Origin of the sequence: Alkanindiges illinoisensis DSM 15370 (assembly GCF_000619845.1) — a bacterium.
In the GTDB taxonomy this organism is placed as follows: domain Bacteria; phylum Pseudomonadota; class Gammaproteobacteria; order Pseudomonadales; family Moraxellaceae; genus Alkanindiges; species Alkanindiges illinoisensis.
Window position 1 is genome coordinate 1,632,028 of sequence record NZ_JHUX01000003.1, and the last position, 26,232, is coordinate 1,658,259.

Genomic DNA, 26,232 nt, shown 5'->3' on the forward strand with positions numbered 1-26,232 from the left:
CAGACAGTAAAAAATCTTGCAGCAAAAAAATGCAATGAAAAACCATTAGAGTTTTAGCATTTTATCAGCGTGAATCATTTACACTGGTTGCAAATTACCGTTTGCCGAGCCTGATTATGCAGTTTGATAATCGCTATGCCACCCTTGATGAAAAACTGTTTCATCGCCAGCCGCCCTCTCCATTGCAACAGCCCATTGCTGGGCACTTTAATGCCCAAGTGGCAGCGCAACTCAACTGGCCCAAAAGCACAGACTGGGTCAGTATTCTGGCTGGGCAAACCCTGCTGGAAGGCTTTGACCCTTTGGCCATGGCTTATGCAGGTCATCAGTTCGGTCATTGGGCGGGTCAGCTGGGTGATGGTCGCGGGCTGCTTTTGGCGCAGGTGATTGATACCAATGGCCAGCTGCAGGATTTACATTTAAAGGGTGCGGGTCTCACGCCCTACTCCCGTATGGGTGATGGCCGTGCCGTCCTGCGCTCAGTCATCCGCGAATATCTGGCAGGCCATGCGCTCCGTAATCTGGGAGTAGCCTCATCGAATGCACTGGGTTTTGTTAGCTCCAAAACCCCAGTGCAGCGGGAACAACTGGAACGTGGAGCCTGTTTGCTTCGGGTAGCGGATTGCCATGTGCGGCTGGGACATTTTGAGTGGATCAACCAATACCAGCCCGAATTGCTTGAAGAATTCACTAGTAAAATGATTGACTGGTATTATCCGGAATGTAAAACCGAAGCTGAAAATACAGGCATTAATCCGGTGCTGTGCTTTGCCAAGGCGGTGATTCAGCGCACGGCCAAGACCATTAGTGATTGGCAACTGGTGGGTTTTGCGCATGGTGTAATGAATACCGATAATTTATCCATTACCGGAAGCACACTGGATTTTGGCCCGTTTGGTTTTCTGGAGCGCTTTAACCCGGCGTGGATCAACAATCATTCCGATCATGGTGGACGCTACACCTACCAGAACCAGCCCAGTATTGCCCACTGGAATTTATGGGTATGGCTGGGCCAGCTTTTGCCACTGGGTCTGGATAAGGAAGATTTGCAAGCTGCACTGGCGGAATTTGAACCTGCCTTTTTGCATCATTACCGTGAAGGCATGGCCAAAAAACTCGGTATTGACGCGGAACATCCCGAGAGCTTTGACATTGGCATGGATTTTCTACGACTCCTGCAAGCCGAAAAACTGGACTACACCACCAGCTTTAGACGTCTGATTGATGAAAACCACTGGCAGGCATTTCGTGATGACTGCATTGATGTGGCTGCCTTTGACCAGTTTATTGAGCGTTACCAGCGTGTCATTAGCGAGCAGCCGTTAACAAACCGTCAGGCACTGATGCAGGAAAATAATGCGGTATATATCCTGCGCAATCATATGGCACAGCAGGCTATTGAAAAAGCCGAACAGGATGATTTTAGCGAGGTTGATCGCCTGTATCGGTTACTGGCAACGCCTTATACCCCACAACCGGATATTGAGCAGGAAAATGACCTGTTGCCGCCATTTGGTGAGGAAATTGCAGTGAGTTGCTCGTCTTGACTATGGTTTATTGTCATAAAAAAGACAGCTTAGGCTGTCTTTTTAGTTTGCCAAAATTATGGCTTACTGATTTTCATCGTAGTCGAAGCGATAGCCCACACCATACACCGAATGAATCCACTCATGCTTGCTGCCGGTATCAGCCGTTTCACTAATCTTACGGCGCAAGTTTTTAATATGACTGTCAATCACACGGTCTGTCACTTCAAAGCTGTCCGGGTTCAAATGATCGAGCAACTGGCCACGCGAGAAAATCTGGCCTACATGCTTTAAAAATAAAGCCAATAGTCGAAATTCAGTAGGTGTCAGGTTAAGGGTTTTTTGCTTGTACCAGATGCGCTGCTGAGCTTCATCAATCTTGAACAGTGCTTTTTGGGTAGGCTGGCTATGGGCACGGCGCAAGACTGCCTGTACGCGAGCCACCAGTTCTTTTGGGCTAAAAGGCTTGCAGACATAATCGTCAGCGCCCAGTTTCAGGCCCAGCAACCGATCAATTTCCTCAGTTAATGCAGTAACCATAATAATCGGCACATTAGACACTTCACGCAGTTTGCGGCAAACCCCTAGTCCATCAAGACGTGGCAGCATCAAATCCAGAATGATCAGGTCAGGATTATCCTGTAAGGCGGCCTGCAAGCCGGTCTGGCCATCATTAAAGATTTCAACTTCATAATTGGCCTGAATCAGATAATCACGCACCAGCTCAGCCAGTTCTTTTTCATCTTCAATAATAAATATTTTTGCCATGTTACTTTTCCTTATTGATAAATCATTGGTCAGGGTGTCAATTTATTGCGTGGGCTTGATGGGCAAACATAAGGTTGCACGTAGTCCGCCCAGCGGTGAGTGATCAAACACAATACTGCCATCATGCGCCTCGGCAATTTGCCGTGACAGCGCCAGCCCCAGTCCACTACCACCGGTTGCCCGGTTACGCGAGCTATCCACCCGGTAAAAACGTTCACCCAGACGCTCCAGTTCTTCATCACTGAGGCCGGGTGGGCTGTCATCCACATGCAGTTTCCACTGGCTGTCAGTAATTTCAACGCTTAGCGCCAGTTCACCGTTATCGTTGGTATAGCGGCGGGTATTTTCCAGAAAATTGGCAATCACCTGCCGAATGCGGTCGGGGTCAATATTCAGTTCAATTTCATGGACAGGTGGTACTACATTGACATGGAGCTGCTTGGCTGCAAATTTATGTTCAAAGCTTTCAACTTCCTGCAACACAATATTCCACGGATTGCATAATCTAAAGTGACACTGCAATTGTCCAACATCTGCCTTGGCAAGTTCATTTAAATCTTGTACCAGTTTCTTTAACGTAAGTACTTGTCTTTGCATGCCTTGTAAATGAGCTGGTGTGGCTTCACGCACACCATCCAGCATGGCTTCAATTTGTGCCTGTAATACGCTGATAGGTGTTCTTAGCTCGTGCGACGTATCTGCCACCCATTGCCGGCGTGACTGTTCGTGCTGGTATAAAATGGTCGATAACTGGTTAATGGACTGTGCCAGATCACCCAGTTCGTCATTGCGGCGGATTTCAATATGCTGCTGATAATTGCCATGCGTCAGTTCAGACGCTGTTTCCAGTAACTCGCCAATCGGACGGCGAAAATTACGCGCCAGCAAGGAGGACACAATTGCACTCACCAGAAAACAGCTTAGGCCAATCCAGATTAAATAACGGCTTTGCGCCGAGAAAAAATTAACCGATAGCGTATCTTCCGGATCAAGTGCCGGCTGCAAACCCAGATAGCCGATAGTCTTGCCATTTAGCTTGATGCTACGTCGGGGCAAATCCTCTGCCGAGCGCAGACCCACCAGATAATTGCCTTCGCCATCATAAAGCACCAGTCGCTTGCCCAGCTCAAGCCGATCAAGACCCGGCATTATTGGTGGTGGCCCGGAGGGCTGAAAAGGTGGTAAATAGGCACGTCCCGCGTCCTGGTCATCCATTAACAGCGGGGCCAGAGATAATGGAGAAGCCAGACTGCCATTTTCGAGATAGGAACCATTGGCCGGATTGCCGCGCGAGTAACGCTCTTCCAGCCGACGCTTGAGACTGCGACGCATGGCCAGTTCATACTGGTAACGCAGCCAGCGTTTTTTGACTCGGTCATAGGGCACGACGCCAGACCGCACCGAGGCATTCATGGCATCCTGCCATGTGCCATAACGTTGATATTGATTGGCAAGGCCATCGACCAGCACGTCCAGCCGTTGCATTTCGACTTCGGCCACATAACGCGAAAAGCCTTTTTGCATAGTGAAGTGCAGCATGAGCAGCCCCACCAGGCTAATGATCAATGTCGTCATCAACACTGCAATAAACAGGCGCGATGCAATGGGTAGACGTAATTTGGTCACAATCAGGCACTCAGATCCATAAGATGCAAACCTTGCCCGTAAATTGGCAAATATGCAAGATATCGCTGCTTCATCATTTCTCCAACTTGTTTTTTTATTTTAAGTTTTAGGGAATTCCCTACTATTTTTATGCCAGATTTTTTTGAGTAATCCAAGGAGTATTATGATGAAATCAGCTTCCCTGTTTAAACCGGCACTGGTGGCACTTTCATTGGCAGGTGTACTGGCAGGTTGTCAAACTGCACCCTCAGCAAACCCACTACATCCTGATCCGGCAGGTGACATGAGGCATAAAGAAGGCAAGCACCGCATGCATCGTTTTCATAAGGGTGATGGCCCACGTATACAGGATAGCTGGCGTAACCCCGAAGTTCGCGCTCAATTGCAGCAGGCCTGTAACGGTAAAGCCGCCGGACAATTAGTTACAATTAATCTACAAAATGGTAAAACGCTACAAGGCAGCTGTGAATTGCGTTTTAAACCTGACCTACCCGATGCTGGCAACCGACCCTAATTGATTTATCGTACCCTTAAAAGCCTGTAATTGCAGTTTGCATTCAGGCTTTTGAGTTCAAATATTTTTTGTTGCTTAGTTTTCGCTTTAACCCTGCCAATTTACCGCCCTGCCCTGAAAAAATCATTTATAATGCGGCGATTTTTTACCATGCTTGACTATTCAGTCATAAAATATGGTGGTAGGCCACCCCTGACTGAACCAAACTTGCATCCGTTTAAATTGGCCCAATCTCTATTGGGAATAATGCGGTCCATCAATCCAGATTGCGCTTTCGTGCCACCATTGATGTGATTTATTTAGTGCAATTTTTTGCCGTTTCGAGGAAATAAAATATGCCACAGTACAAAGCACCGTTACGTGACATTCAGTTTGTAATGCACGAATTGCTCAATGCCGAACAGCATTATGACAAAATCTCTGCCTATGCTGGTACAAATCGCGAACTGATCGATGGCATTATTGAAGCTGCTGCTGATTTTTGCGAAAACGAATTATCCCCAATCAATCATTCTGGTGATCAGGAAGGTTGTCATTACGAAGACGGCGTTGTTACCACGCCAAAAGGCTTTAAAGAAGCCTACCAGAAATATATCGAGCTGGGCTATCCGTCACTGGCTGTATCTGCTGAGCATGGCGGTCAGGGCCTGCCGGGTTCTATCGGCAATGCCATTTCTGAGCTGGTGGGTACTGCCAACTGGTCATGGGGCATGTATCCTGGCCTGTCTCATGGTGCGATCCGTACCATTGAGCATCATGGTAACGAGCAGCAAAAAGAAGTTTACCTGAGCAAGCTGGTATCCGGTGTATGGACTGGTACCATGTGTCTGACTGAATCCCACGCGGGTTCTGACCTGGGCATTATCCGTACCAAAGCTGAGCCAAATGAAGATGGCAGCTATGCGATTACCGGTGAGAAAATCTTTATTTCTGCCGGTGAACACGACATGGCAGAAAACATTATCCATATTGTACTGGCCCGTCTGCCTGGCGCACCAAAAGGCACCAAGGGTATTTCCCTGTTTATCGTTCCCAAGTTCAACGTGAACGAAGATGGTAGCGTCGGCGAGCGCAACACTGTTCGCTGTGGTTCGATTGAACACAAAATGGGTATTCATGGTAACGCCACTTGCGTCATGAACTTTGACGGCGCCAAAGGCTTCCTGATTGGGCCAGAAAACCGTGGTCTGAACTGCATGTTCACTTTCATGAACACCGCCCGTATTGGTACGGCGGTTCAGGGTCTGGCAGCATCTGAAGGTGCTTTCCAGGGCGCGCTGATGTATGCCCGCGAGCGTCTGGCCATGCGTTCTTTAACCGGCCCTAAAAACCCGGAAAAAGAAGCTGATCCAATTATCGTTCACCCTGCCGTACGCAACATGCTGCTGACCCAGAAAGCATTTGCTGAAGGTGGCCGTGCGCTGGTTTACCTGTTATCCCAGTTTGCTGATATCGTTGAAGCGGGTGACAACGAAGAAGAGAAAAAATACGCGGACAATATCCTGTCTTTGCTAACGCCAATTGCCAAGGCATTCCTGACCGAAACTGGTTCTGAATCTGCCAAGCATGGTGTTCAGATTTACGGTGGTCACGGCTTTATCAGTGAACACGGTATGGAACAGATTGTGCGCGATACCCGCATTGCCTGCCTGTACGAAGGTACGACTGAAATTCAGGCGCTGGATTTGCTGGGCCGTAAAGTGCTGCAAACTCAGGGTGCGCTGCTCAAAGACTTCACCAAGATCATTCACAAATTCTGTGAAGCCAACAAGGACAATGCTGCCATGGCAGAGTTCATTGAGCCACTGGCTGCGCTGAACAAGGAATGGGGCGACCTGACCATGCAGATTGGTATGAAAGCCATGCAAAACCCAAATGAAGTGGGTGCTGCTGCGGTTGATTACCTGTACTTCTCTGGTTATGTGACCTTTGCTTACCTGTGGGCCCGCATGGCGCTGGTTGCCCAGGAGAAACTGGCCGGTGACACCACCGAAACCGACTTCTACAATGCCAAGATCACCACTGCCCGTTTCTACTTCAAGAAACTGTTGCCACGTACCCGCTCGCATGTGGACGTGATTGCTACTGGTGTAGAGTCCTTAATGGCGCTGGATGCAGAACACTTTGCATTCTAAGCTGTTGTAAACAGAAGCTGGCGTCATGCCAGCTTTTTGTTTTATTTGTCGAGTGTATTTTATTCAGATAGATATTAATGCACCTATCATCTATCTGCCAGCATCGCCCTACGTCTCGGGCACGATTTTAGCTTATAATGCTGCAAATTTTATCCGGTTGCTGTTTTTCAGCCCATTGCTGATTGCTGTTCCAATCTCTTTTAACTTGTTCCTGTAGGTGAATCATGCCAATTTATAACGCCCCTCTTGCAGACATGCGCTTTATTCTTAATGACGTGTTCCAGGCTGAACAGTTCTGGCAAAGCAATGCCGGTCTATCTCACATTGACAGCGCCACTGTTGATGCCATTCTGGAAGAAATGGCCAAGTTTGCCCAGAACGTGACCCTGCCGCTGAACCGCAGTGGTGATGAAGAAGGTGCGCGCATTGAAAATGGTCAGGTGTATACGCCAGCAGGCTTCAAGGATGCATTCCGTCAATTTGCCGATGGCGGCTGGATTGGTCTGGGTGCCGATGAACAATGGGGCGGTCAGGGCATGCCAAAAATGCTGACTGTACTGACGGATGAAATGCTGTTTGCCACCAATCCGTCGTTCCAGCTCTATCCGCTGTTATCCATTGGCGCAGGTATGGCCTTAAACAGCTATGCGTCTGAAGAACAAAAACAAACCTATCTGCCAAAAATCTATAGTGGCGAATGGGGTGGCACCATGTGCCTGACTGAGCCACATGCCGGTACTGACCTTGGTATTATCAAGACTAAAGCCGTTGCCAACGATGATGGTTCTTACAGCATTACTGGCACCAAGATCTTTATTACCGGTGGTGATAATGACCTGTGCGAAAATATCATTCACTTGGTACTGGCCAAAACCCCGGATGCACCTGCTGGTTCGCGCGGGATTTCACTGTTTATCGTACCAAAATTTCTGGTCAATGAAGATGGCAGCGTGGGCGAGCGCAATCCGGTTGGCCCGGGTTCGATTGAACATAAAATGGGTATCAAGGCCTCTGCAACCTGTGTGATGAACTTTGACGGTGCCAAAGGCTATCTGGTTGGCAAGGAAAACGAAGGTTTGGCAGCCATGTTCGTGATGATGAACTACGAGCGCCTGTCTATGGGTATTCAGGGCATTGGTGCGTCTGAATATGCCTACCAGAATGCTGCCCAGTATGCCACTGACCGCCTGCAAGGCCGTAGTGCTACCGGTGCCAAGCAGCCTGAAAAAGTAGCTGACAGCATTCTGGTTCATCCGGATGTACGCCGCATGTTGCTTAACGTGCGTGCTACCAACGAAGCCTCACGCGCCTTTGCGGTGTATGTAGGCCAGCAACTGGACATGACCAAGTTCTGTGAAGATCAGGACACGGTTAAGAAAGCCAATGACCGGGTTGCCCTGCTGACCCCGGTGGCTAAAGCCTACCTGACCGATGTTGCCCTAAGCGCCACACTGGATGCGCAAATGGTCTTTGGTGGTCATGGCTATATCCGTGAATGGGGTATGGAACAGTGCGTGCGCGATCTGCGGATTGCCCAGATTTATGAAGGCACCAATGGCATACAGGCACAGGATCTGATGGGCCGTAAAGTGGTGAAAAACGGCGGTGCATTTGTTGCCACCTATCTGGCAGAAATCCGCGAGTTTGCCAATACCCTGTCTGCCGATCTGGATTTCATTAAGCAAGCAACCCTGAATTCTGCCGATAAACTGGAACAAGTCACCAAGCTGGTCATTGAAAATGCCCAGGGCAATCCTGATGAAATCAATGCCGCTTCTGTGGATTACCTGCATGCCTTTGGTCTGGTGAGCTATGCGTATATGTTTGCCAAAATCAGTGCCGCAGCCAGCCAGAAGTCCGGTGAATTCTATGAGAGCAAGCTGAATCTGGCCAAGTACTTTGTGGCGCGTATGCTGCCAGAACTGGATTCCCGTATTGCCAAGATTCAGGCTGGTGGCGCACTGCTGATGCAATTTAGCCCTGAATATTTCACTACCTATGCCTAAGCCTAGATAAGACTGATGGCTGGATTGCGATACATCCAGTGATTAAGCCTTGCTGTTAAAATTGGTGTTAAGCAAAAAAGCCTACATGATGTAGGCTTTTTTGTTGTGTGGATGGCGTTGTGAAAGTTTACGATTACCAGATACGGGAAACACGATGGTTCCCTACAGAAACCTGAACAAAACGCCCGTTAATCCGTAGCCATTCATGGCCACGCGGTGGCGCACTCAGGCGATAGGCACGCCAGTCATGCACCACATAACGCGGTGAATGATAGGCTACCGGTAAATACTCGCCTCGTCGCCACTGGTGATAGGCAGCATGACGCTGTGCTGCGCGATAACGTGCCCGTTGTTTTAACTGCTGCTTGACATGCTGCCGTTGTAATTCACGGTCATGTTGTACACGCTGTTCATGGCGATAGTCATGGCGGTGCTCATAACGCTGAGCGTGATTATTACTCCACGCACTGGCCGATGCACTGACCAGCATGAGTGAAGCAACCAGCATGCCCAGACCCAGCATCCTGTTTTGCATGCTGCCCGTTTTTATTGCTGTCATGTCCTTATTCAGAATTTTCATGGCGTGATGCTCCTGCCCTGCTGTTTTTTATTAAAGTCTGGCTTTATTTAGCGGCCACTGACGATCCGGATAATGTGATGATTGACCACATTAACCAGTACATAATCACCTCTAATCTTAAACCATTGCTGGTTTTTACCCGGTGCTTGCAGGCCAGCGCCCTTATAGCGATAAACCTGATACCCTTTTGCGCGATACTGGTTTGGCAAAACATAGCCGGTTTTCCAGTGGGTATGCGGTGTAAAGTCCTTGCGATTATATTGGTCACGATGTGAATCATGGCTGACCTGAACCACCTTAACCGGACGATAATCTACTGCATGATGATCTTTAGCATGCTCATAGGCATGGTTGTTATGGTCATCATGGCTGGTGTAAGCAAAGGAATGGATTGAAACCACACTCAAGCCAATCATCATCAGGGTTTTTAAGGTTACTGTGTTTTTCATGATCTGTTTGAACACTCATTGCTAGTGGCGCGAATCATCGCCATAGCTTTAATTTATTACTGGCTTGGGGAGAAACTGTGAATGAAGTTTTGCTGTTTAGCGCAGGTCTGAATATTCAAGCTGTAAATTCCCTTCATAATTTGTTACAACTGCGAATAAACGAATACTTTATGTGCAGGTGATCAAGCTCCATTAATGTACAAGCATGCATTGTGTTTGCATAAAATCTCTCTATCAAACTATTTATGGCATCTGTCTGCTGTGACAGGGCTACTACTTTTTCTGTAATCAATCGCTGATAAATCTCTATGAAGCCTGATGATCCGTCCAGTGATACTGCGGTGCAAGCGGCACCATTTGCCCTGAACAATGTATTTTTTCATCTTAAAAAATCGGTTCAGTTGCAACTGATTGACCATGATGTTGACACCCAGCACCAAGATCAAATAGCGGCTTCAGTGCAAAGCGCCGAACTACAGTATGCGTTAAAAACCATGACACAAATGGTGCAGCATCAGGGCTGCCTTCGCACTGTCAGGGGCATTGAGATACTGCCGGAATACCTGTTTGTTAAGCAGCTGGTTGAGCAGCAATTTCCAGTCATTTTTTTAACTGGCGGTGCAGGCACTGGCAAAAGTACCTTTATTAAATGGTTATGCCGTGAATATCGGGGCGAAGTCCTGCTGGGCGCGCCTACCGCCATGGCAGCCATTAATGTGGGTGGCCGTACCCTGCACTCCATGTTTCAGTTGCCACCAGCCTGGATTGTTAAGCAGGACATCAAGCCTGGTAAAAAACGTGAAATCAAGAAAGCCAAGCTGCTGATTATTGATGAAATTTCCATGGTTACTGCCAACCTGCTGGATGGTATTAGCGCCTATTTGCGCCTTAATCGCGGCATTGACAAGCCATTTGGTGGCCTGACCGTCGTGATGGTAGGTGACCTGTTCCAGTTACCGCCGGTGATTAGTGAAAAAACCCGCGACCTGTTTGAACAGGTGTATGGCAGCCCCAAATTTTACAATGCACGTAGTCTTAAAACTACCGATTACTGTGCCATTGAACTCACCCATACCTATCGGCAAACCCAGCAGGATTTTGTGCAATTGCTTTGCAATATCCGTGAAGGCCATGATCTTGCTGATAGTATTGAACAGTTAAACCAGCGCTGCCTGATTACCAAAACTCCGCCGCAGGGTGCAGTATGGCTTTCCCCCAGAAACGCTGAAGTTGAACACAAGAATCAGGCTGAACTGACCCGTATTGATGCGTCTGAAGTGTGTTATAGCGGCGAGCTTGAAGGTGAATTCAAGGAAGACCGCCTGCCTTCTCCCCTACATTTGCGCCTTAAGGTTGGCGCACAGGTGATGTTTACCCAAAATGACACGCAGCGGCGCTGGTTGAATGGAACGGTTGGCCAGATTACTGCCTTGCATGATGATGAAATTATTGTAAGCCTGCAAAGTACTGGTGAAAAAGTAGACGTCGAACGGGTGGAATGGCCGGAATATCATTATCAGTGGAACGCGGCCAAACAGGAAATTGAGCGAATTGAAGTGGGCAGCTATACCCAGTTTCCATTGGTGCTGGCATGGGCCATGACGATTCATAAAAGCCAGGGACGTACCATTGACAAGGTGCATCTGGAGCTGGGTAAGGGCGCGTTTGAAACTGGCCAGACCTATGTAGCGTTGAGCCGTTGCCGTACGCTGGAAGGCTTGTCTTTTTCGCGCAAACTTCACCTGAATGACATCCTGGTCGACACAGAATCAGTGAATTTCTATCGTCAGCTTCGTGAAGGAAATGTGTTAATTTCCTCATAATTTATGAAAAAACACGCTAAGAAATATTGTTAATAATAATAATTATCACTACAATAGCCAACAATTTGTAACAAAGCACTTCTTTGGGTTTTTTGGAATAAACGTATGACACATATCGTTAGTCGCAAGAAAAATACGGCAAGACACAATAAAACTGTGCTTGTGTCCATGTTATCGCTAGCGGCCCTGCCTGCTATGGCTACTGCTGCCGAAACTGATGTATTACCGACCATTCAGGTTACTGCTGAGGGTTCTTCAGGCAACGATTCCTATAAAGTTGACAACGTTCAGTCTTCCAAATTTACTGCCCCGCTGCTGGACACGCCAAAATCGGTTGTGGTTATTCCCAAAAAAGTGCTTGAAGACACTCAGGCAACTACACTAAGCGATGCACTACGTACTGTTCCCGGCATTACGCTGGGTGCTGGTGAAGGCGGTAACCCGAATGGCGACCGTCCATTTATTCGCGGCTTTACCTCTGAAAGCTCAATTTATGTGGATGGCGTGCGCAATGCCACCTCACAAAACCGTGAAATGTTTGCAGTTGAACAGGTTGATGTGATCAAGGGTTCAAGCTCTACCATTGGTGGTGGTGGCTCAACTGGCGGTAGCATTAATCTGGTGACCAAGGTTGCTCATCAGGGTGATGCACTGGAAGGTACGGTATCAGGCGGCACTGATAACTATGCCCGCATTACTTTGGATGGTAATAAAGATTTTGGCAACGGAGTTGCAGGCCGTGTAGCCGTATTGGGTCATCAAAATGAAAAAGCTGGCCAAACCGATGGCGCTGAATACAAGCGTGCCGGTATTGCCCCATCGATTGCGTTGGGCTTAGGCACGGAAAACCGTGCAGTTTTAAGCTACTATTACCTGAAAACTGATGATATGCCTGATTCGGGTGTACCTTATTGGGATGCAGCAACCAATACTGCAACAGGTAAACCGCTGCAAGCCAAACAAGGCATTTATTATGGCTGGAAAGATCGTGACTTTCAGCAGCAGGAAAACCAGATTGGTACATTAAAGCTGGAACATGACTTTAATGACGAGCTAACCCTGGCCAATACAGCGGTATGGTCAAACTCTAAAAATGACTATGCCTGGACCCAGCCGGATGACAGCAAGGGTAATATCGTTAATGGTCAGGTATGGCGCCGTGCCAACTCACGGATAACCGATACCGATACTTTTAATGACCAGTTGGCCCTGACCGGCAAATTTAATACGGGCATGCTAAAACACAGCTTTAATGCAGGTGCAGAATACAGCAAGCAGGAATCTGAGCGTGGCAGTTATACCGCTGCTTCAAATTCTGGCAAGCCGATTCTGGGTGCAGATGACACCAAGACACCTGTGAACGACAATGCCTGTGCCTTGGGTACGGGTGCTGCTTCCAATGGCTGGTGTACAGACCTAAACAATCCTAATCCACAGGATGTATGGAAAGATCGTCTGATTGCCAACAAGCGTGTCCTGCATATTGATACAGAAACCACAGGGATTTACCTGCTGGATAATATTGAGTTAAATCCACAATGGTTAGTGGATTTGGGTGTTCGCTGGGATCAATTCAATACTGACATGCTGACCTATGCCAGTGGCGTCAAGTTTAGCAATGATAGTGATTTCTTTAACTATCAGGCGGGTTTAACCTACAAGCCAGCTAGCAACAGCAGCATTTATGCCAGTTACGCAACCTCTGCTAATCCAGTAGGTGTGGATGCTGGTGACGGCTCCGAAAACATCAGTGCAGCCAACCAGAACCTGAAGCCTGAAGAAATCCGTACCATGGAAATTGGTACCAAATGGGATTTTCTGGACCAGAAACTGAATGCTACAGCAGCCATTTTCCGTACTGAAAAAACCAATACCCGTGCCACCGATGTCAACGGCAATAGCCAGAATATTGGGGAAACCCGTGTTGATGGTATAGAACTGGGCTTGAGCGGCAACATTACTGAGCAATGGGCAATCTTTGCTGGTTATAGCTATCTGGACAGTGAACTGGTAGATGGTGGCGCTATTAATCTGGGTACTACTGCAGCACCCAATTATGTCGCTGGTGCCTATAATGGCAATACGGTACCCAATGTTGCTAAAAATAGCGGCTCTTTGTGGACAACCTATAAGATACTGCCACAGTTAACATTAGGTGCAGGCGTATTTGGCATGGATAAGGTTTATGGCAATACGGCCAATACCAAATATGTGCCTGGTTATGCCCGCTACGATGCAATGGCACAATACATCGTTAACAAAAACGTCAACCTGCAGCTTAATGTCAACAACCTGTCAGACAAGCGCTACTTCACTAAGGCCTATGCTTCTCATTATGCGACTGAAGCAGATGGCCGTAATGCCATTTTATCGCTGAACTTCAAGTACTAAACAGCAGAAAAATCCCATAATTAATTTATGGGATTGCGCTATAATACCTAGCTACAATGTCTAAATAGCCTCCGCTGCGAGGCTATTTTTATTTATTCCCTTCATTTAGGATGAAGGCCTGCTGATCACGTTTTAACATTGTCATTCTTATTAGGGCTATCTGAGGGCGCAGTCTTGATTCATCATATTCCCAATGTCCTAACGCCAAAACAAGTCAAGGAATTTCGCCAGCGCATGGATCAGGCCGACTGGACCAATGGCAAGCTTACTGCCGGAACATTGTCTGCTGCGGTCAAGAAAAATCAGCAATTGCCAGAAGATTCACCCCTCACCCATTTTCTCAGTGAACAGGTTATTGCTGCGGTATGGAACCATCCGCTGTTTGTCTCGGCTGCACTGCCTCACCAGATCATTCCACCACTGTTTAATCGCTATGAAGCCAGCGAATCATTTGGTTTTCATGTTGACAATGCCATTCGCCTGATTCGCGGCACCAACCAGCATATCCGTACCGACGTCTCCTGCACGCTGTTTTTAAGCGATCCCGACGACTATGACGGCGGTGAACTGGTGGTAGAAGACACCTATGGTTTCCATGAAATCAAGCTGCCCGCCGGCGACCTGATTTTATATCCGTCCACCAGCCTGCATCAGGTGACGCCAGTCACGCGTGGCTGCCGGGTTGCCTCGTTTTTCTGGGTACAAAGCATGATCCGTGATGACAGCCAGCGCCACTTGCTGTTCAATCTGGATGAAAGCATTCAAAGCCTGCGCACGCAGCACGGAGACTTATATCCTGAAGTGATCAAGCTCACCAGCCTGTACCATAACCTGATCCGGATGTGGGCCGAGGTTTGACTGCTCATCAATGCCTCATATAAGAATATAGACATTGGCTATTGACAGCTTGCTTAAAACGCTTATTATCAGGGTTATGAAAAATAACGCTGTATCTTTTGCCCCTTCTTTTTCAGGCCTGCTTAACCGCAATCTTGGCCTGCTGTTACTGCTGCGCCTTGCGCGCATATAATATTTTTCCTCGCCCCCTGTGTCGTCCAGACACCCGCTAAAAATCAGTATTGTGCTTTTATCAATCTTTTATGTGTTTAAAACTAAAGTGTACTGATTTTTAGCCAAGAATTTTTAATACTTTTCAAAATTTATTGATATCCATTTTAATATTCAGTCAGCCCAGTACTGACCGGGAGAATGATGATGTTAGCCAATCCAGCCAGCAAATATCGCCGCATGTACCAGCAAGTGAACTTGCCAGACCGCCAGTGGCCCAACCAGCAAATTGATAAAGCCCCCATCTGGATGAGCACCGATTTGCGTGATGGCAATCAGGCCTTGTTTGAACCAATGAATCCTGAACAAAAACTCAAAATGTTTTTAATACTGGTCAAAATCGGCTTTAAGCAAATTGAAGTTGCCTTCCCTTCTGCCTCACAAACTGACTTTGATTTTGTGCGTAAGCTGATTGAAGAAAATTATATCCCTGATGATGTCACCATTGAGGTGCTCACCCAAGCCCGCGATCATTTGATTGAACGCACTTTTGAATCGTTAAAAGGCGCCAAACAGGCAATTGTGCATATTTATAATGCAACCTCACCGACCTTTCGTGAAAAAGTGCTGAAAGTAGATCGCGAAGGCAACAAGCAACTGGCCATTAATGCCGCGCAAAAAGTGAAGGAACTGGCAGCACTGCAACCGGAAACCCAATGGACATTCCAGTACAGCCCAGAAACCTTTACCGCAACCGAACTGGATTTTGCCAAGGAAGTCTGCGATGCGGTGTGTGAAGTCTGGCAGCCTACGCCGGATAATAAGATTATTTTAAACCTGCCTGCCACAGTGGAAGTGGCATCTCCCAATGTGTATGCCGACCAGATTGAATGGATGCACCGCAACCTTGCTATGCGCGACAGCGTGATTATTAGCGTACATCCGCACAATGATCGCGGCTGTGGGGTGGCCGCCGCAGAGTTGGCGATTATGGCAGGTGCTGATCGTGTGGAAGGCTGTGTGTTTGGCAATGGTGAACGCACTGGTAATGTGGATGTGGCTACCATTGCCCTGAATATGTACACACAAGGCATTAGCCCAAATCTTGATTTTTCCAATATCAATGAAATTATCAGTACCATTGAAGAATGCACTGGCCTGCCTGTGCATCCACGCCATCCCTATGCGGGTGATCTGGTATTTACCGCGTTTTCCGGCAGCCATCAGGATGCGATCAAGAAAGGCTTTGAGCAGCAGGACCCGAATGGCTTCTGGGATATGCCCTATTTGCCGATTGATCCCAAAGACCTTGGCCGTAGCTACGATGCCGTGATCCGGGTCAACAGCCAGTCTGGCAAGGGCGGGATTGCCTATTTGCTGGAAGCGCATTATGGCGTGGTGTTGCCGCGTCGTCTGCAAATTGAGTTTAGCCAGGTGGTGCAGGATTATAGCGACACGCATGGTAGCGAGGTAACGGCACAGGTACTGTGGAACTTGCTCAATCAGGCCTATGTGCAGGTGCATCGTCCCTACCAGCACATTAATTATGAACTAACCGACAAAAACGGCAAACAGCATATCAAGCTATTCATTGAGCATAATGGTGGCGACCATGTGTTTGAAGGCACCGGTAATGGCCCGATTTCAGCAGTGATTAATGCGCTGGGCTTGCCCGTTGATGTACTGAGCTATGAAGAACGGTCAATTGGTCAGGGTGCTAATGCACAGGCACTGGCGATTGTGGAGTTGAATGATACCGAGCAACAGCACAGCACCTTTGGTCTTGGTGTGCATGACAACATTGTTACGGCATCCATTCAGGCTATTCTGTCGTGTGCCAATCGCTTGCAACTGCGCAAAGCTGAGGCCAAGCTCAACGCTTAAGGTATTGATTTGCTGCTAACATTGTTGCTGGTTCAGTGCGCTGTACTGCATCAATGTTAATGCTGATTTGCACAGCAAACGGGCATTCTCCTCTTGCCCTCCCAGCCCAGCCCCCGTACACTCGGGGGTTTGGTTTAACTGCTATCAGGATAATTTTTTATCGTGGGTTTATCGTCTGACTCGTCTACTGCTAACGGGTTTCCTGCCGACTCAGTGGGTCTTGTAACACCACGCTGCGAACATTTTGAGCAACCCTTATTGCTGGAATGTGGTCGTACCCTGCCACGCTTTGAGCTGATGGTTGAAACCTATGGCAGCTTAAATAATAATGCGTCCAATGCCATTCTGATTTGCCATGCGCTGTCCGGCCATCACCATGCAGCGGGGTATCACAGCACGCAGGACAATAAGCCCGGCTGGTGGGAAAGCTGTATTGGCCCCGGCAAGGCCATTGATACCAACCAGTTTTTTGTGGTGGCACTCAATAACATTGGTGGTTGTCACGGCTCTACTGGCCCAACCTCGCCCAATCCCGATAATGAAAACCGTCCTTATGGTCCGGATTTTCCATTAGTAACGGTGCGCGACTGGGTGCATACCCAGGCACTACTGGCGGATCGTATGGGTATTACTGTCTGGCATGCCGTAATTGGTGGCTCATTAGGCGGTATGCAGGCGCTGCAATGGGCAGTGGACTATCCGGATCGCCTTAAAAACTGTGCAGTGATTGCCAGTACACCAAAACTGTCTGCCCAGAATATTGCCTTTAATGAAGTGGCACGCCAGTCCATCTTGTCAGACCCGGATTTTCATGGCGGCCGTTATCTGGAGCAGGATACTTTTCCAAAGCGTGGCCTGATTCTGGCCCGTATGGTGGGACATATTACCTATTTGTCTGATGATGCCATGAAACAAAAATTTGGCCGCGACCTTAAATCCGGTAAATTTTTATATGGCTATGATGTTGAGTTTCAGGTGGAAAGCTACCTGCGCTATCAGGGTGAACAGTTTAGCCGCAACTTTGACGCCAATACCTACCTGATTATGACCAAGGCGCTGGATTATTTTGACCCTGCACGCGATCATGATGAAAACCTGACCCAAGCGCTGAGCCGTGCCCAGTGCCGTTTTTTGATTATTTCCTTTACCACTGACTGGCGCTTTGCCCCTAGCCGTTCGCAGGAAATTGTGGATGCACTCATCAAGAATCGCCAGTCGGTGAGCTATCTGGATATTGATGCACCGCAAGGCCACGACTCATTCCTGTTTCCAATTCCGCGCTATGTGAATAGCCTGAAAGCTTTTTTAAGTGCCCCGCTTTATCCACAGAATCAGCCACAAAATACACATTCTTTTACACATTCCTCAATAAAAAATTTCGATGTTGCGGGAGGCAATACCCATGCGTCTTGATCAGCAACTGGCAGAAAAATGGATTAAGCCGCATTCCCGTGTACTTGATCTGGGCTGTGGTGATGGCGAGCTTTTGGCCCACATGCAGCGTAAATTGCACATCAATGGCTACGGTCTGGAAATTGATGAAGACAAGATTACATCGGCACTGGGCCGGGGTTTAAACATTATTCAACAAGACCTTAACGAAGGTTTGGGCCGTTTTGATGACCAGAGTTTTGACTTTGTGGTTATGGCACAAGCGTTGCAAGCTGTAGAAGCACCAGACCAGTTATTGCTGGACATGGTTCGGGTTGGCAAGCAGGCCATTATCACTTTTCCCAATTTTGCCCACTGGAAAACCAGAAGCTATTTAGGTATAAAAGGGAAAATGCCTGTATCTGACGCATTGCCATATATGTGGTACGATACGCCAAATATCCATTTGTGTACCTTTCGTGATTTTGAAGCCCTTTGTGCCGCAAATCACATACACATAATTAACCGTCTTGCGGTCAATGGTGATCAGCAAGGAAGCTTTCTAATGAAGCATATCCCCAATCTTTTTGGGGAAATTGCAATTTATCGAGTGAGCCGAACATGAAAAAACAAGTTGCTATTCTCATGCTAAGCCTTGGCATTACAGCGGGTGCTGCGCATGCCGAACTCATTATGAACCCGGCGAGTGTCAACGCATCAACCAATTATGCGACTATGGCCGTGCCCTCGCTACAGGCTGCTGCCAAAGCAGGTAGTGCCCCTGCCCAGTTTTATCTGGCAACCCGCTACAAGCTGGGTCAGGGTGTTAGTGCTGATCTTGCTCAGGCATTTTCATGGTACAAAAAAGCAGCGGATCAGGGTGTATCGGCTGCGCAACTAAACGTTGGGCAAATGTATGCCGAAGGCCGTGGCGTGAAACAGGATATTAATAATGCCAAGCTTTGGTTACAAAAAGCGGCCAAACAGGGTGACAATCGGGCCAGCTATAATCTGGCTTTAATTGAAGAGCGCAACCAGAACCTGTCTTCTGCTTATCAATGGTATGAGTTGGCCTCCCGTGATGGCATGCTGGACCGTAATGTGAGCAAGCAGGCACAGGGTAAAATCCTGAAACTGGCTGCCAACCTAACCCAGCAGGATATTCAGGCCGCGCGTGATCGTGCGGATCGCTGGTTCCAAACTGCGGATTAAAAGCCCTGATGCAATATTAGGTTAATCAAAAGCACCGTGATCATCGGTGCTTTTTTATATCCTACTCATTTTATTAAAACTTCAAATTAAATAGCACACAGCAACAGGAAAAAATATGCAGTACGACTGGTTAGCGCAAGATCAGCTGGTTCTGGCCAGTAACAACGCAGGCAAGATTGCCGAGTTCCAGCATATTTTTTCAACCTTAAATCTGCCAATTCAGGTAGTTCCGCAAAAGCAGTTTGAAATTCCTGATGCTGTGGAAAATGGTTTAAGTTTTATTGAAAATGCCATTTTAAAAGCGCGGCATGCGGCACGGCTATCGGGCAAACCTGCACTGGCGGATGATTCAGGCTTATGTGTGCCTGTATTAAATGGCGCACCCGGTATTTACTCTGCCCGCTATGCCGGTGAGCATGGCAATGATGCCTTAAATAACCAGAAGTTGCTGGACGATTTAAAACCGTATCGTAATGACATGGCCATTCAGGGTTATTTTGTCTGTGTGCTGGCACTGGTGCGCCATCAGGATGATCCCTTACCCTTGATCTATCAGGGCGTGTGGCAGGGCGAAATTCTGGAGCAGCCACGTGGTAGTGCCGGTTTTGGTTATGATCCGCTATTCTGGCTGCCGGAGCTTGGTAAAAGCAGCGCTGAGCTGGACAAGGCTGAGAAAAACAAAATCAGCCATCGCGGGCAGGCGATGCAATTGTTTAAGCAAAGTCTGGTTTAATGCTAAAAACTTATTTCCAACAATAAAGGAAGGCTGCAATGAAATCATTACTGGTATTAATTTTAGCGGGCTTATGGTTTAGTCCAAGTTATGCCGCACTCAATAACCTTACCCCAGAAAAACTGGCGCTAGCCCAGCAAATTGTCACACTGGATAATTCCAAGAAAATGCTGAAAGCCACCATTCAGTCTGTCATACAGCAAACCCGCAGTAGTTTTCCGCCAGATACCCCTGAAAGCTTTTTTACCAATCTCGAGCAGAATATTGATCAGGAAAAAATGCTGAATGATCTGATTCAGGCGTACGGTTCAATTTATTCCGAACAGGATATGAAAGCACTTATTGGTTTTTACCAAAGTCCCGGTGGACAGCAAGTTGCTGCAAAATATCCCGCTGTTGCGGTCAAACTGGCTGACTTATCCAGTGACAGCCTTCATGAGGCAATACATAAAACCTTGCAACAATTGCAATCCAGCCCTGCCCCATAATCGGGCTATACATTCCAGTAACCAGTTTTAATTATCACTGATTCTGGCTGTTCAGGCACATAGGTTTTTTCCAGAAATTCATAGCCTTGCTTATCCAGCGTTAAAATGCTGGATACCCGGGTGCCATACATCGGCGTTTGAATAAAAATCGACGATAGCAGTTTTTCCCAATCCGGGCTAATGCCGGTTACAGGTAGCGCATCATCTTCAGCCTGAATACGGTCATTCAAAATGTGCCATACCGTATTCACCACATCCTCTGGCACGGGTTGCCCGGCTTTGCTGGCCAGCATTAATGGCAGGACTTCCTGAGTTACCCGTAGGCGCAAGCGTTCCATTTTCGGCCACGGTTCACTAATCAAACCATTGGACAAGGTATAGAACCCGCTAGCCAGTGGCGTCGGTGGCGTGCCCCGGTTACTCAGCACCACGGCCTGCTCCAGATTACCCACGATCAGGTTAAAACCGGCATAGCTATGCTGGGCAGCCAGCTTTTGCGCAAATGCCATAGGCGGCATATCACTGTTTAAATAATCGGTCACCAGCAGGCCACGCGATCGATCGTGCAGCTTCTGACCCTGAGCTGACTGGGGTTCACGGTAATTGGTGAGTACTGCCCACTTGCCTTGCTTGGTCATGCCCAGCCAGGTGCCATGCGACACGCAATCCTGCCCTGCAATAATGCAGCTATCCACCCACTCACCAAGTGGCGCAGCCGGACGGGCATAAAACTCATCGCGGTTACTCATCATAAATACCGGACGATCCGGCAATATTTGCCATGCCAACGCAGTAATGCACATAAATTTCAAATAAAAACAGTCACAAATTGGGCTATAGAATGCGCTAGAATGCGGCTACTTTGCAATTCAACTTTGCTTATCCAAGCTGTAATCGTACTGGAATAATTATGCTTGTCTTCCCGGAATTTGATCCTATTGCCGTATCACTTGGGCCTGTCGAGGTGCACTGGTATGGCCTGATGTATGTGCTGGCTTTCCTGACGGCTTATGCGCTGGCCACTTACCGGGCAAAATCCCGTGATGGCTGGACGGCAGAAATGGTCTCCGATCTGGTGTTTTATGGCGCGATTGGGGTGATTCTAGGCGGACGCATTGGCTATGTACTGTTTTATGAATTTAATAAATTTTTAAGTGATCCGGTATGGCTGTTTAAAGTCTGGACTGGCGGCATGAGCTTTCATGGCGGCTTTCTTGGCGTGATGATTGCCATGGTATTTTTTGCCCGCAAATATCAAAAAACAGCGTTTCAAACCCTGGATTTTATTGCACCCTGCGTGCCGACTGGCCTGTTTTTTGGCCGGATTGGCAACTTTATTGGCGGTGAACTGGTCGGGCGCCCGGTTGAAAACCTCAATTACCCACTGGCAATGATTTTCCCGCATGTAGACAAATTGCCACGGCATCCTTCCCAGCTTTATCAGGCACTGGGTGAAGGGATTTTACTGTTTATCCTGTTATGGTGGTTTAGTGCCAAGCCGCGTCCGCGTATGGCCGTGTCTGCAATATTTTTGATCGGCTATGGTCTGGCGCGTTTCTTTGTTGAGTTTTTCCGCGAACCGGATGCCGACCAGGGCTTTATCCTGCTGGGCTGGGTGACCAAAGGCCAAATGCTGAGTTTCCCGATGATTATCATTGGCCTATGGATGCTGTGGTATGCCTACCGTCGCCGGATTTATGACTGGGGACCGCAGAAAAATACTTAAAAGTATAATGAATCCAACACTAAGCCACCATTTTTAAGGTGGCTTTTTTACAAGATAGAACTGGAGTGCACTGCTGGCCTCCTACCCGTTTTGCGTTATACTGGCAGACTCTGATTAATCGCAAAACCGGCTGGACTGCTATGCAACAATATCTTGATTTATTAAAACTGGTGCTTGAACACGGTGGCAAAAAGTCAGATCGCACAGGCACAGGCACAGTTTCGGTTTTTGGTCACCAGATGCGCTTTGACCTGTCTAAAGGCTTTCCGATTGTCACCACCAAGCGCGTGCATTTTCGTTCGGTTGCCATAGAACTGTTGTGGTTTTTGCGCGGTGATACCAACGTGCAGTATTTGCAAGACAATAAAGTCACGATCTGGGATGAATGGGCAACTGCGGAGCAAACCGCACGTTTTGGCCGCCCAGCTGGCGAACTGGGGCCGGTATATGGTCACCAGTGGCGCAATTTTGGCGCAACACAAGCGGCTGATGGCAGCTATAACAATGATGGTTTTGACCAGCTGAAATGGCTGATCAATGAAATCAAGACCAATCCCAATTCGCGCCGTTTGATTGTCTCCGGCTGGAATCCGCGCGAAGCCAATGAAGTGGCACTGCCGCCCTGCCATACGCTGTTTCAGTTTTTTGTACAGGATGGCAAGCTATCCTGCCAGTTGTATCAGCGCAGTGCTGATATTTTTCTGGGTGTGCCTTTTAACATTGCCAGCTATGCCCTGCTCACGCATATGATTGCACAAGTGTGCAATTTGCAGGTAGGCGATTTTGTCTGGACTGGCGGCGATTGTCACCTGTATAGCAATCATTTTGAACAGGCTGAGCTGCAACTTAGCCGTGATCCATTGCCCTTGCCACAATTAAAGCTCAACCCGACAGTAACTGACCTGTTTGACTTTACATTTGAAGATATTGAACTGATGGGCTATGAGCATCACCCGGCAATTAAGGCACCTGTCGCAGTATAAAGTTTGCTCTCACCCTATTTAAATTAAGAGAAATCAACATGGCCTGGAACGAACTGGAAATTGTGCATGTGGTTGCCATGGATGAGCAGCATTGCATTGGTGTCAATAACCAGTTGCCCTGGCATTTAACTGAAGACCTCAAGCACTTCAAACGCATCACTCAAGGTGGTGTTATCGTGATGGGGCGTAAAACCTATGATTCGATGGGCCGCGCCTTACCCAACCGCGTGAACTGGGTACTCACTCGTGATACAAGCTGGCAGGCCGATCAGGTAAAGGTTGCACATACGCTGGACGACATCCTCAATCAGGCCAGTGCCGATGTGAAGCAACTGCAACTGCAATCCATTTTTATTATTGGTGGTGCCGAAATTTTCCGGCAAACGCTGGATATTGCTGACCGGCTGGAACTCACCCATGTCAGTCTTGATGTTCAGGGCGATACTTTTTATCCAGTGGTTCCCAAAAGCTTTCAGGCGATTAGCCGCCAGCCCATGCAGGATGAAAAAACCGGGGTCGCCTTTGAATTCGTGCGCTACCAGCGCCAGCCAGTCCTTCTATAACGTATCACTGCTTAATGAACCGGCAAAACGGCAACTACGCTTTGGCCCCTAGCCTTAAACGGGGCTTGTCGTTTGTCTTGCAAGTGCTGCTGGTGCTTGCTGTATTGTGCTCAGGTGTATGGGCGAGTATGGCGTTGTGGTTTCAGTTGCCAGCAAGTGCATGGCTAAGTATTACTATGATTACAGGCTGGTGGCTGCTTAGTATTGCCGTGCTGATAGGCTGGTTCACCAGACACTCATCCAGACACCGAGCTTTTGGGATTGCCGGGGTTTATGCCATGTGCTGGCTGATACTGCTTGGCTGGTGGCATACCATTCAACCACAACAAAACAAACCATGGGCGCCTGATGTTGCCCGGCAATTGCAGGTTGAGCAAACAGGTCATCTGGTCACCCTGCATAATGTCAGAAACTTTGACTGGCGCAGTCCTACGGATTTTACCCCGCGCTGGGAAACCCGTCAGTATGATCTCAACAAACTGTCCTCGCTGGATGTTATTACCTCATACTGGATGGGGCCAAAGATTGCCCATGTACTGCTGAGCTTTGGATTTACTGATGGTCAGTATGTCACCTTTTCCATTGAAACCCGCCGTGAACAGCATGAAACTTTTTCCACGTTTGGCGGTTTTTTTCGCAAGTTTGAATTAAGCCTGATTGCTGCTGATGAACGCGACATTATCTATACCCGCACCAATATCCGCCAAGAGCAGGTTTACCTGTATCGCATGCAGGTTTCAAAAGCAACCATCCGCAGCTTGTTTAACAGTTATCTGCAAGAAGCACGTGAGCTTGAACAGCAGCCACGCTTCTACAATACCCTGACCAGTAATTGCACCACCATTGTGTTTAACATGGCCCGGCTGATTGACCCTGGGCTACCACTGGATTACCGCATTATTTTAAGTGGTTATTTGCCGCAGTATATTTATGAACACCGCGGGCTAAACCAGCAATTACCCTTTAGTGTCTTGCAGCAGCAGGCGTATATTAATCCTTATGCTCAGCACTATATTCCATCTGGCAACTCGTCCGGGCAAAGTAACTCCGCTGCTTTTTCGGCCGCAATCCGGCACCAGCCTAATATTCAGCCTGTGCCTTAGTATTGTGTGTTCATTATATTTAAGGGACGATGAAACTGTCACCACAATGTGTAGCGGTAAGTAGCTGAATCAACATTCGGTGACATAGTTTCCATACAGCGTCTATAGAGTGTCCGGCAGGTTTCTGCTTTTATAATTTGTCATTCAAGCAGAAAACAGGAAAATCCCAATAATGTCCCTTGTTAATTTCTCTTCTCATTATCGTCATTTTTTTTATGGTCTGATGGCCTGTGCCACTATTGGAATGACAGCTTGTAGCACCACCCCTTCTTTAAATCAGGCAGGTGAGCTGCAAGCAAAGGCGGATATTTCCACTTCCAATCCGCTTAAAATTCTAACGGCCTCACGCTGGGAACTTATCCAGCCAATGGATGGTTCCAGCACCACGGTAAATTCGGAATTACGTCCTGCGCTTCAGCTTGAAGCCAGTACCCAGCGCTTTTCCGGCAATGATGGCTGCAACCGGATTATGGGCAGCTATCAGGCCGACATGACCAGCCTGAAATTCGGCCAAGTGGCTAGCACCAGAATGGCTTGCATTCCCGGTAATGAAACCGTGTCACGCAATTTTAGTGACGCATTAAACCGTACTAGCGCTTACCGGTTTGAAAGTGATTATCTGATTTTGCTGGACAATAAGGGTGATAAACTGATTACGCTACGCAAGGCCGGTAGCTCAACAGCCAATTAGTTAAAAACTATTCTTGAGAATTTTTTAGATTTTATCATGTTAGATTAAATTGATTAGGAGAGAGCAATGGCACAGCAACGGGCAATCTTTGGTGGTGGCTGCTTCTGGTGTACGGAAGCCGTTTTTCGTCAGGTTAAAGGGGTAAGCCAGGTCATTAGTGGTTATGCAGGTGGCGCACGACCCAACCCCAGCTATGAACAGGTGTGTTCCGGTGCAACAGGCCATGCCGAAGTGATTGCAGTGGATTTTGATGATAGCATCATTAGCTTTGAAACCCTGCTGGATATTTTCTTTGCCACCCATGACCCAACCACTTTAAACCGTCAGGGCAATGATGTCGGCAGTCAGTATCGTTCGGTAATTTACTACCAGAATGAACAGCAGCAACAGACTGCACAGGCCAAAATTGAGCAGCTCAAACAGCAAGGCATTAATGCCGTCACCGAGCTTAGCCCGGCAGTGCCGTTTTTCGAGGCTGAAAGCTATCATCAGGATTTTTATGCCAAGAATCCAACTCAAGGCTATTGTAATTTTGCCATTCCACCCAAGCTCTCCAAGCTTAAACAGTATTTTTCCGATCAACTGGCTTAAACATATGGCTGGGCAGACTATGCTTGTTAATTAGTACAGTGCCCATGATAAATAGGGTCTA

General features: G+C 47.8%; 23 protein-coding genes and 1 pseudogene. 19 read left to right on the forward strand and 5 right to left on the reverse strand.

Going from position 1 to position 26,232, the window contains the following annotated elements; all coding sequences use genetic code 11:
- The first annotated feature begins 116 nt into the window (after positions 1-116).
- Positions 117-1,547, forward strand: coding sequence for a protein adenylyltransferase SelO (locus tag Q337_RS0108170; RefSeq protein ID WP_026471181.1), 1,431 nt, complete (start codon positions 117-119; stop codon positions 1,545-1,547).
- Between the two features lie 63 nt (positions 1,548-1,610).
- On the opposite strand, the gene Q337_RS0108175 is transcribed toward Q337_RS0108170, so the two are convergent.
- Both Q337_RS0108175 and baeS read right to left on the reverse strand, forming a co-directional pair.
- Entirely contained in the window at positions 1,611-2,294 is a 684-nt protein-coding gene (locus Q337_RS0108175) for a response regulator (protein WP_026471182.1), read from the reverse strand.
- 42 nt (positions 2,295-2,336) lie between these two features.
- Positions 2,337-3,920, reverse strand: a complete 1,584-nt coding sequence (gene baeS, locus Q337_RS0108180) for a sensor histidine kinase efflux regulator BaeS (protein ID WP_034279259.1) — start codon at positions 3,918-3,920, stop codon at positions 2,337-2,339.
- 163 nt (positions 3,921-4,083) lie between these two features.
- Here baeS and Q337_RS17175 point away from each other — a divergent pair, with 163 nt between their 5' ends.
- The 3 genes from Q337_RS17175 to Q337_RS0108200 all read left to right on the forward strand — a co-directional run bounded on the left by Q337_RS17175 (position 4,084) and on the right by Q337_RS0108200 (position 8,575).
- Positions 4,084-4,434, forward strand: coding sequence for a hypothetical protein (locus tag Q337_RS17175; RefSeq protein WP_169733750.1), 351 nt, complete (start codon positions 4,084-4,086; stop codon positions 4,432-4,434).
- Between the two features lie 335 nt (positions 4,435-4,769).
- Entirely contained in the window at positions 4,770-6,569 is a 1,800-nt protein-coding gene (locus Q337_RS0108190; protein ID WP_026471184.1) for an acyl-CoA dehydrogenase C-terminal domain-containing protein, read from the forward strand.
- A 224-nt stretch (positions 6,570-6,793) separates the two neighbouring features.
- Complete coding sequence (locus Q337_RS0108200; RefSeq protein ID WP_026471185.1) at positions 6,794-8,575, forward strand: acyl-CoA dehydrogenase C-terminal domain-containing protein; 1,782 nt, start codon at positions 6,794-6,796, stop codon at positions 8,573-8,575.
- Positions 8,576-8,708: 133 nt separating this feature from the next.
- Here the strand turns inward: Q337_RS0108200 and Q337_RS17180 are convergent, their stop codons facing one another.
- Positions 8,709-9,155, reverse strand: coding sequence for an RcnB family protein (locus Q337_RS17180; protein ID WP_034279260.1), 447 nt, complete (start codon positions 9,153-9,155; stop codon positions 8,709-8,711).
- A gap of 47 nt (positions 9,156-9,202) precedes the next feature.
- Positions 9,203-9,604, reverse strand: a complete 402-nt coding sequence (locus Q337_RS18345) for an RcnB family protein (RefSeq protein ID WP_051526671.1) — start codon at positions 9,602-9,604, stop codon at positions 9,203-9,205.
- A 308-nt stretch (positions 9,605-9,912) separates the two neighbouring features.
- Between Q337_RS18345 and Q337_RS19335 the strand changes: the two genes are divergently transcribed.
- The 9 genes and pseudogenes from Q337_RS19335 (at position 9,913) to Q337_RS0108260 (ending at position 20,514) form a co-directional block, all read left to right on the forward strand.
- The gene (locus Q337_RS19335; protein WP_051526672.1) at positions 9,913-11,427 is read left to right on the forward strand and encodes an ATP-dependent DNA helicase; all 1,515 of its coding nucleotides are present in this window, start codon (positions 9,913-9,915) and stop codon (positions 11,425-11,427) included.
- A 105-nt stretch (positions 11,428-11,532) separates the two neighbouring features.
- Entirely contained in the window at positions 11,533-13,818 is a 2,286-nt protein-coding gene (locus tag Q337_RS0108220) for a TonB-dependent receptor (RefSeq protein ID WP_026471187.1), read from the forward strand.
- Between the two features lie 174 nt (positions 13,819-13,992).
- Positions 13,993-14,676 (forward strand): Fe2+-dependent dioxygenase, encoded by a 684-nt coding sequence (locus Q337_RS0108225; protein WP_026471188.1) that lies wholly within the window; start codon positions 13,993-13,995, stop codon positions 14,674-14,676.
- A gap of 354 nt (positions 14,677-15,030) precedes the next feature.
- Positions 15,031-16,710, forward strand: a complete 1,680-nt coding sequence (gene leuA / locus Q337_RS0108235; protein ID WP_026471189.1) for a 2-isopropylmalate synthase — start codon at positions 15,031-15,033, stop codon at positions 16,708-16,710.
- 162 nt (positions 16,711-16,872) lie between these two features.
- Positions 16,873-18,018, forward strand: a pseudogene (gene metX, locus Q337_RS17190) (homoserine O-succinyltransferase MetX); the annotation flags it as partial.
- A 94-nt stretch (positions 18,019-18,112) separates the two neighbouring features.
- Positions 18,113-18,706, forward strand: a complete 594-nt coding sequence (gene metW, locus Q337_RS0108245) for a methionine biosynthesis protein MetW (RefSeq protein WP_026471190.1) — start codon at positions 18,113-18,115, stop codon at positions 18,704-18,706.
- Positions 18,703-19,293, forward strand: a complete 591-nt coding sequence (locus tag Q337_RS0108250) for a tetratricopeptide repeat protein (RefSeq protein WP_034279261.1) — start codon at positions 18,703-18,705, stop codon at positions 19,291-19,293. Before metW ends, Q337_RS0108250 begins: the two co-directional genes overlap by 4 nt.
- 115 nt (positions 19,294-19,408) lie before the next feature.
- Positions 19,409-20,026: an RdgB/HAM1 family non-canonical purine NTP pyrophosphatase gene (gene rdgB / locus Q337_RS0108255; protein ID WP_026471192.1), complete on the forward strand. Its 618-nt coding sequence runs from the start codon at positions 19,409-19,411 to the stop codon at positions 20,024-20,026.
- Between the two features lie 38 nt (positions 20,027-20,064).
- Complete coding sequence (locus Q337_RS0108260; protein WP_026471193.1) at positions 20,065-20,514, forward strand: DUF2059 domain-containing protein; 450 nt, start codon at positions 20,065-20,067, stop codon at positions 20,512-20,514.
- A gap of 5 nt (positions 20,515-20,519) precedes the next feature.
- Here the strand turns inward: Q337_RS0108260 and Q337_RS0108265 are convergent, their stop codons facing one another.
- Entirely contained in the window at positions 20,520-21,317 is a 798-nt protein-coding gene (locus Q337_RS0108265) for an NRDE family protein (RefSeq protein WP_026471194.1), read from the reverse strand.
- A gap of 107 nt (positions 21,318-21,424) precedes the next feature.
- Between Q337_RS0108265 and lgt the strand changes: the two genes are divergently transcribed.
- From lgt to msrA, 6 genes are all read left to right on the forward strand, one after another.
- The gene (lgt, locus tag Q337_RS0108270; protein WP_026471195.1) at positions 21,425-22,240 is read left to right on the forward strand and encodes a prolipoprotein diacylglyceryl transferase; all 816 of its coding nucleotides are present in this window, start codon (positions 21,425-21,427) and stop codon (positions 22,238-22,240) included.
- A gap of 140 nt (positions 22,241-22,380) precedes the next feature.
- On the forward strand, positions 22,381-23,223 hold the full coding sequence (thyA, locus tag Q337_RS0108275; RefSeq protein WP_026471196.1) for a thymidylate synthase: 843 nt from the start codon (positions 22,381-22,383) through the stop codon (positions 23,221-23,223).
- Positions 23,224-23,261: 38 nt separating this feature from the next.
- Positions 23,262-23,786: a dihydrofolate reductase gene (locus Q337_RS0108280; RefSeq protein WP_026471197.1), complete on the forward strand. Its 525-nt coding sequence runs from the start codon at positions 23,262-23,264 to the stop codon at positions 23,784-23,786.
- Between the two features lie 14 nt (positions 23,787-23,800).
- Entirely contained in the window at positions 23,801-24,889 is a 1,089-nt protein-coding gene (locus Q337_RS0108285) for an Lnb N-terminal periplasmic domain-containing protein (protein ID WP_051526673.1), read from the forward strand.
- A gap of 172 nt (positions 24,890-25,061) precedes the next feature.
- On the forward strand, positions 25,062-25,580 hold the full coding sequence (locus Q337_RS18350; protein WP_051526674.1) for an META domain-containing protein: 519 nt from the start codon (positions 25,062-25,064) through the stop codon (positions 25,578-25,580).
- 66 nt (positions 25,581-25,646) lie between these two features.
- Entirely contained in the window at positions 25,647-26,171 is a 525-nt protein-coding gene (gene msrA / locus Q337_RS0108295) for a peptide-methionine (S)-S-oxide reductase MsrA (protein ID WP_026471199.1), read from the forward strand.
- Positions 26,172-26,232: the final 61 nt, after the last annotated feature.

What these genes read in the sequence shown, in the direction of transcription:
- Q337_RS0108170 (WP_026471181.1), top strand. Translation starts at nt 117, where the DNA reads ATGCAGTTTGATAATCGCTATGCCACCCTTGATGAAAAACTGTTTCAT.
- Q337_RS0108175 (WP_026471182.1), bottom strand. Translation starts at nt 2,294, where the DNA reads ATGGCAAAAATATTTATTATTGAAGATGAAAAAGAACTGGCTGAGCTG.
- Q337_RS17175 (WP_169733750.1), top strand. Translation starts at nt 4,084, where the DNA reads ATGATGAAATCAGCTTCCCTGTTTAAACCGGCACTGGTGGCACTTTCA.
- Q337_RS0108190 (WP_026471184.1), top strand. Translation starts at nt 4,770, where the DNA reads ATGCCACAGTACAAAGCACCGTTACGTGACATTCAGTTTGTAATGCAC.
- Q337_RS0108200 (WP_026471185.1), top strand. Translation starts at nt 6,794, where the DNA reads ATGCCAATTTATAACGCCCCTCTTGCAGACATGCGCTTTATTCTTAAT.
- Q337_RS17180 (WP_034279260.1), bottom strand. Translation starts at nt 9,155, where the DNA reads ATGAAAATTCTGAATAAGGACATGACAGCAATAAAAACGGGCAGCATG.
- Q337_RS18345 (WP_051526671.1), bottom strand. Translation starts at nt 9,604, where the DNA reads ATGAAAAACACAGTAACCTTAAAAACCCTGATGATGATTGGCTTGAGT.
- Q337_RS19335 (WP_051526672.1), top strand. Translation starts at nt 9,913, where the DNA reads ATGAAGCCTGATGATCCGTCCAGTGATACTGCGGTGCAAGCGGCACCA.
- Q337_RS0108220 (WP_026471187.1), top strand. Translation starts at nt 11,533, where the DNA reads ATGACACATATCGTTAGTCGCAAGAAAAATACGGCAAGACACAATAAA.
- leuA (WP_026471189.1), top strand. Translation starts at nt 15,031, where the DNA reads ATGATGTTAGCCAATCCAGCCAGCAAATATCGCCGCATGTACCAGCAA.
- metW (WP_026471190.1), top strand. Translation starts at nt 18,113, where the DNA reads ATGCGTCTTGATCAGCAACTGGCAGAAAAATGGATTAAGCCGCATTCC.
- Q337_RS0108250 (WP_034279261.1), top strand. Translation starts at nt 18,703, where the DNA reads ATGAAAAAACAAGTTGCTATTCTCATGCTAAGCCTTGGCATTACAGCG.
- rdgB (WP_026471192.1), top strand. Translation starts at nt 19,409, where the DNA reads ATGCAGTACGACTGGTTAGCGCAAGATCAGCTGGTTCTGGCCAGTAAC.
- Q337_RS0108260 (WP_026471193.1), top strand. Translation starts at nt 20,065, where the DNA reads ATGAAATCATTACTGGTATTAATTTTAGCGGGCTTATGGTTTAGTCCA.
- Q337_RS0108265 (WP_026471194.1), bottom strand. Translation starts at nt 21,317, where the DNA reads ATGTGCATTACTGCGTTGGCATGGCAAATATTGCCGGATCGTCCGGTA.
- lgt (WP_026471195.1), top strand. Translation starts at nt 21,425, where the DNA reads ATGCTTGTCTTCCCGGAATTTGATCCTATTGCCGTATCACTTGGGCCT.
- thyA (WP_026471196.1), top strand. Translation starts at nt 22,381, where the DNA reads ATGCAACAATATCTTGATTTATTAAAACTGGTGCTTGAACACGGTGGC.
- Q337_RS0108280 (WP_026471197.1), top strand. Translation starts at nt 23,262, where the DNA reads ATGGCCTGGAACGAACTGGAAATTGTGCATGTGGTTGCCATGGATGAG.
- Q337_RS0108285 (WP_051526673.1), top strand. Translation starts at nt 23,801, where the DNA reads ATGAACCGGCAAAACGGCAACTACGCTTTGGCCCCTAGCCTTAAACGG.
- Q337_RS18350 (WP_051526674.1), top strand. Translation starts at nt 25,062, where the DNA reads ATGTCCCTTGTTAATTTCTCTTCTCATTATCGTCATTTTTTTTATGGT.
- msrA (WP_026471199.1), top strand. Translation starts at nt 25,647, where the DNA reads ATGGCACAGCAACGGGCAATCTTTGGTGGTGGCTGCTTCTGGTGTACG.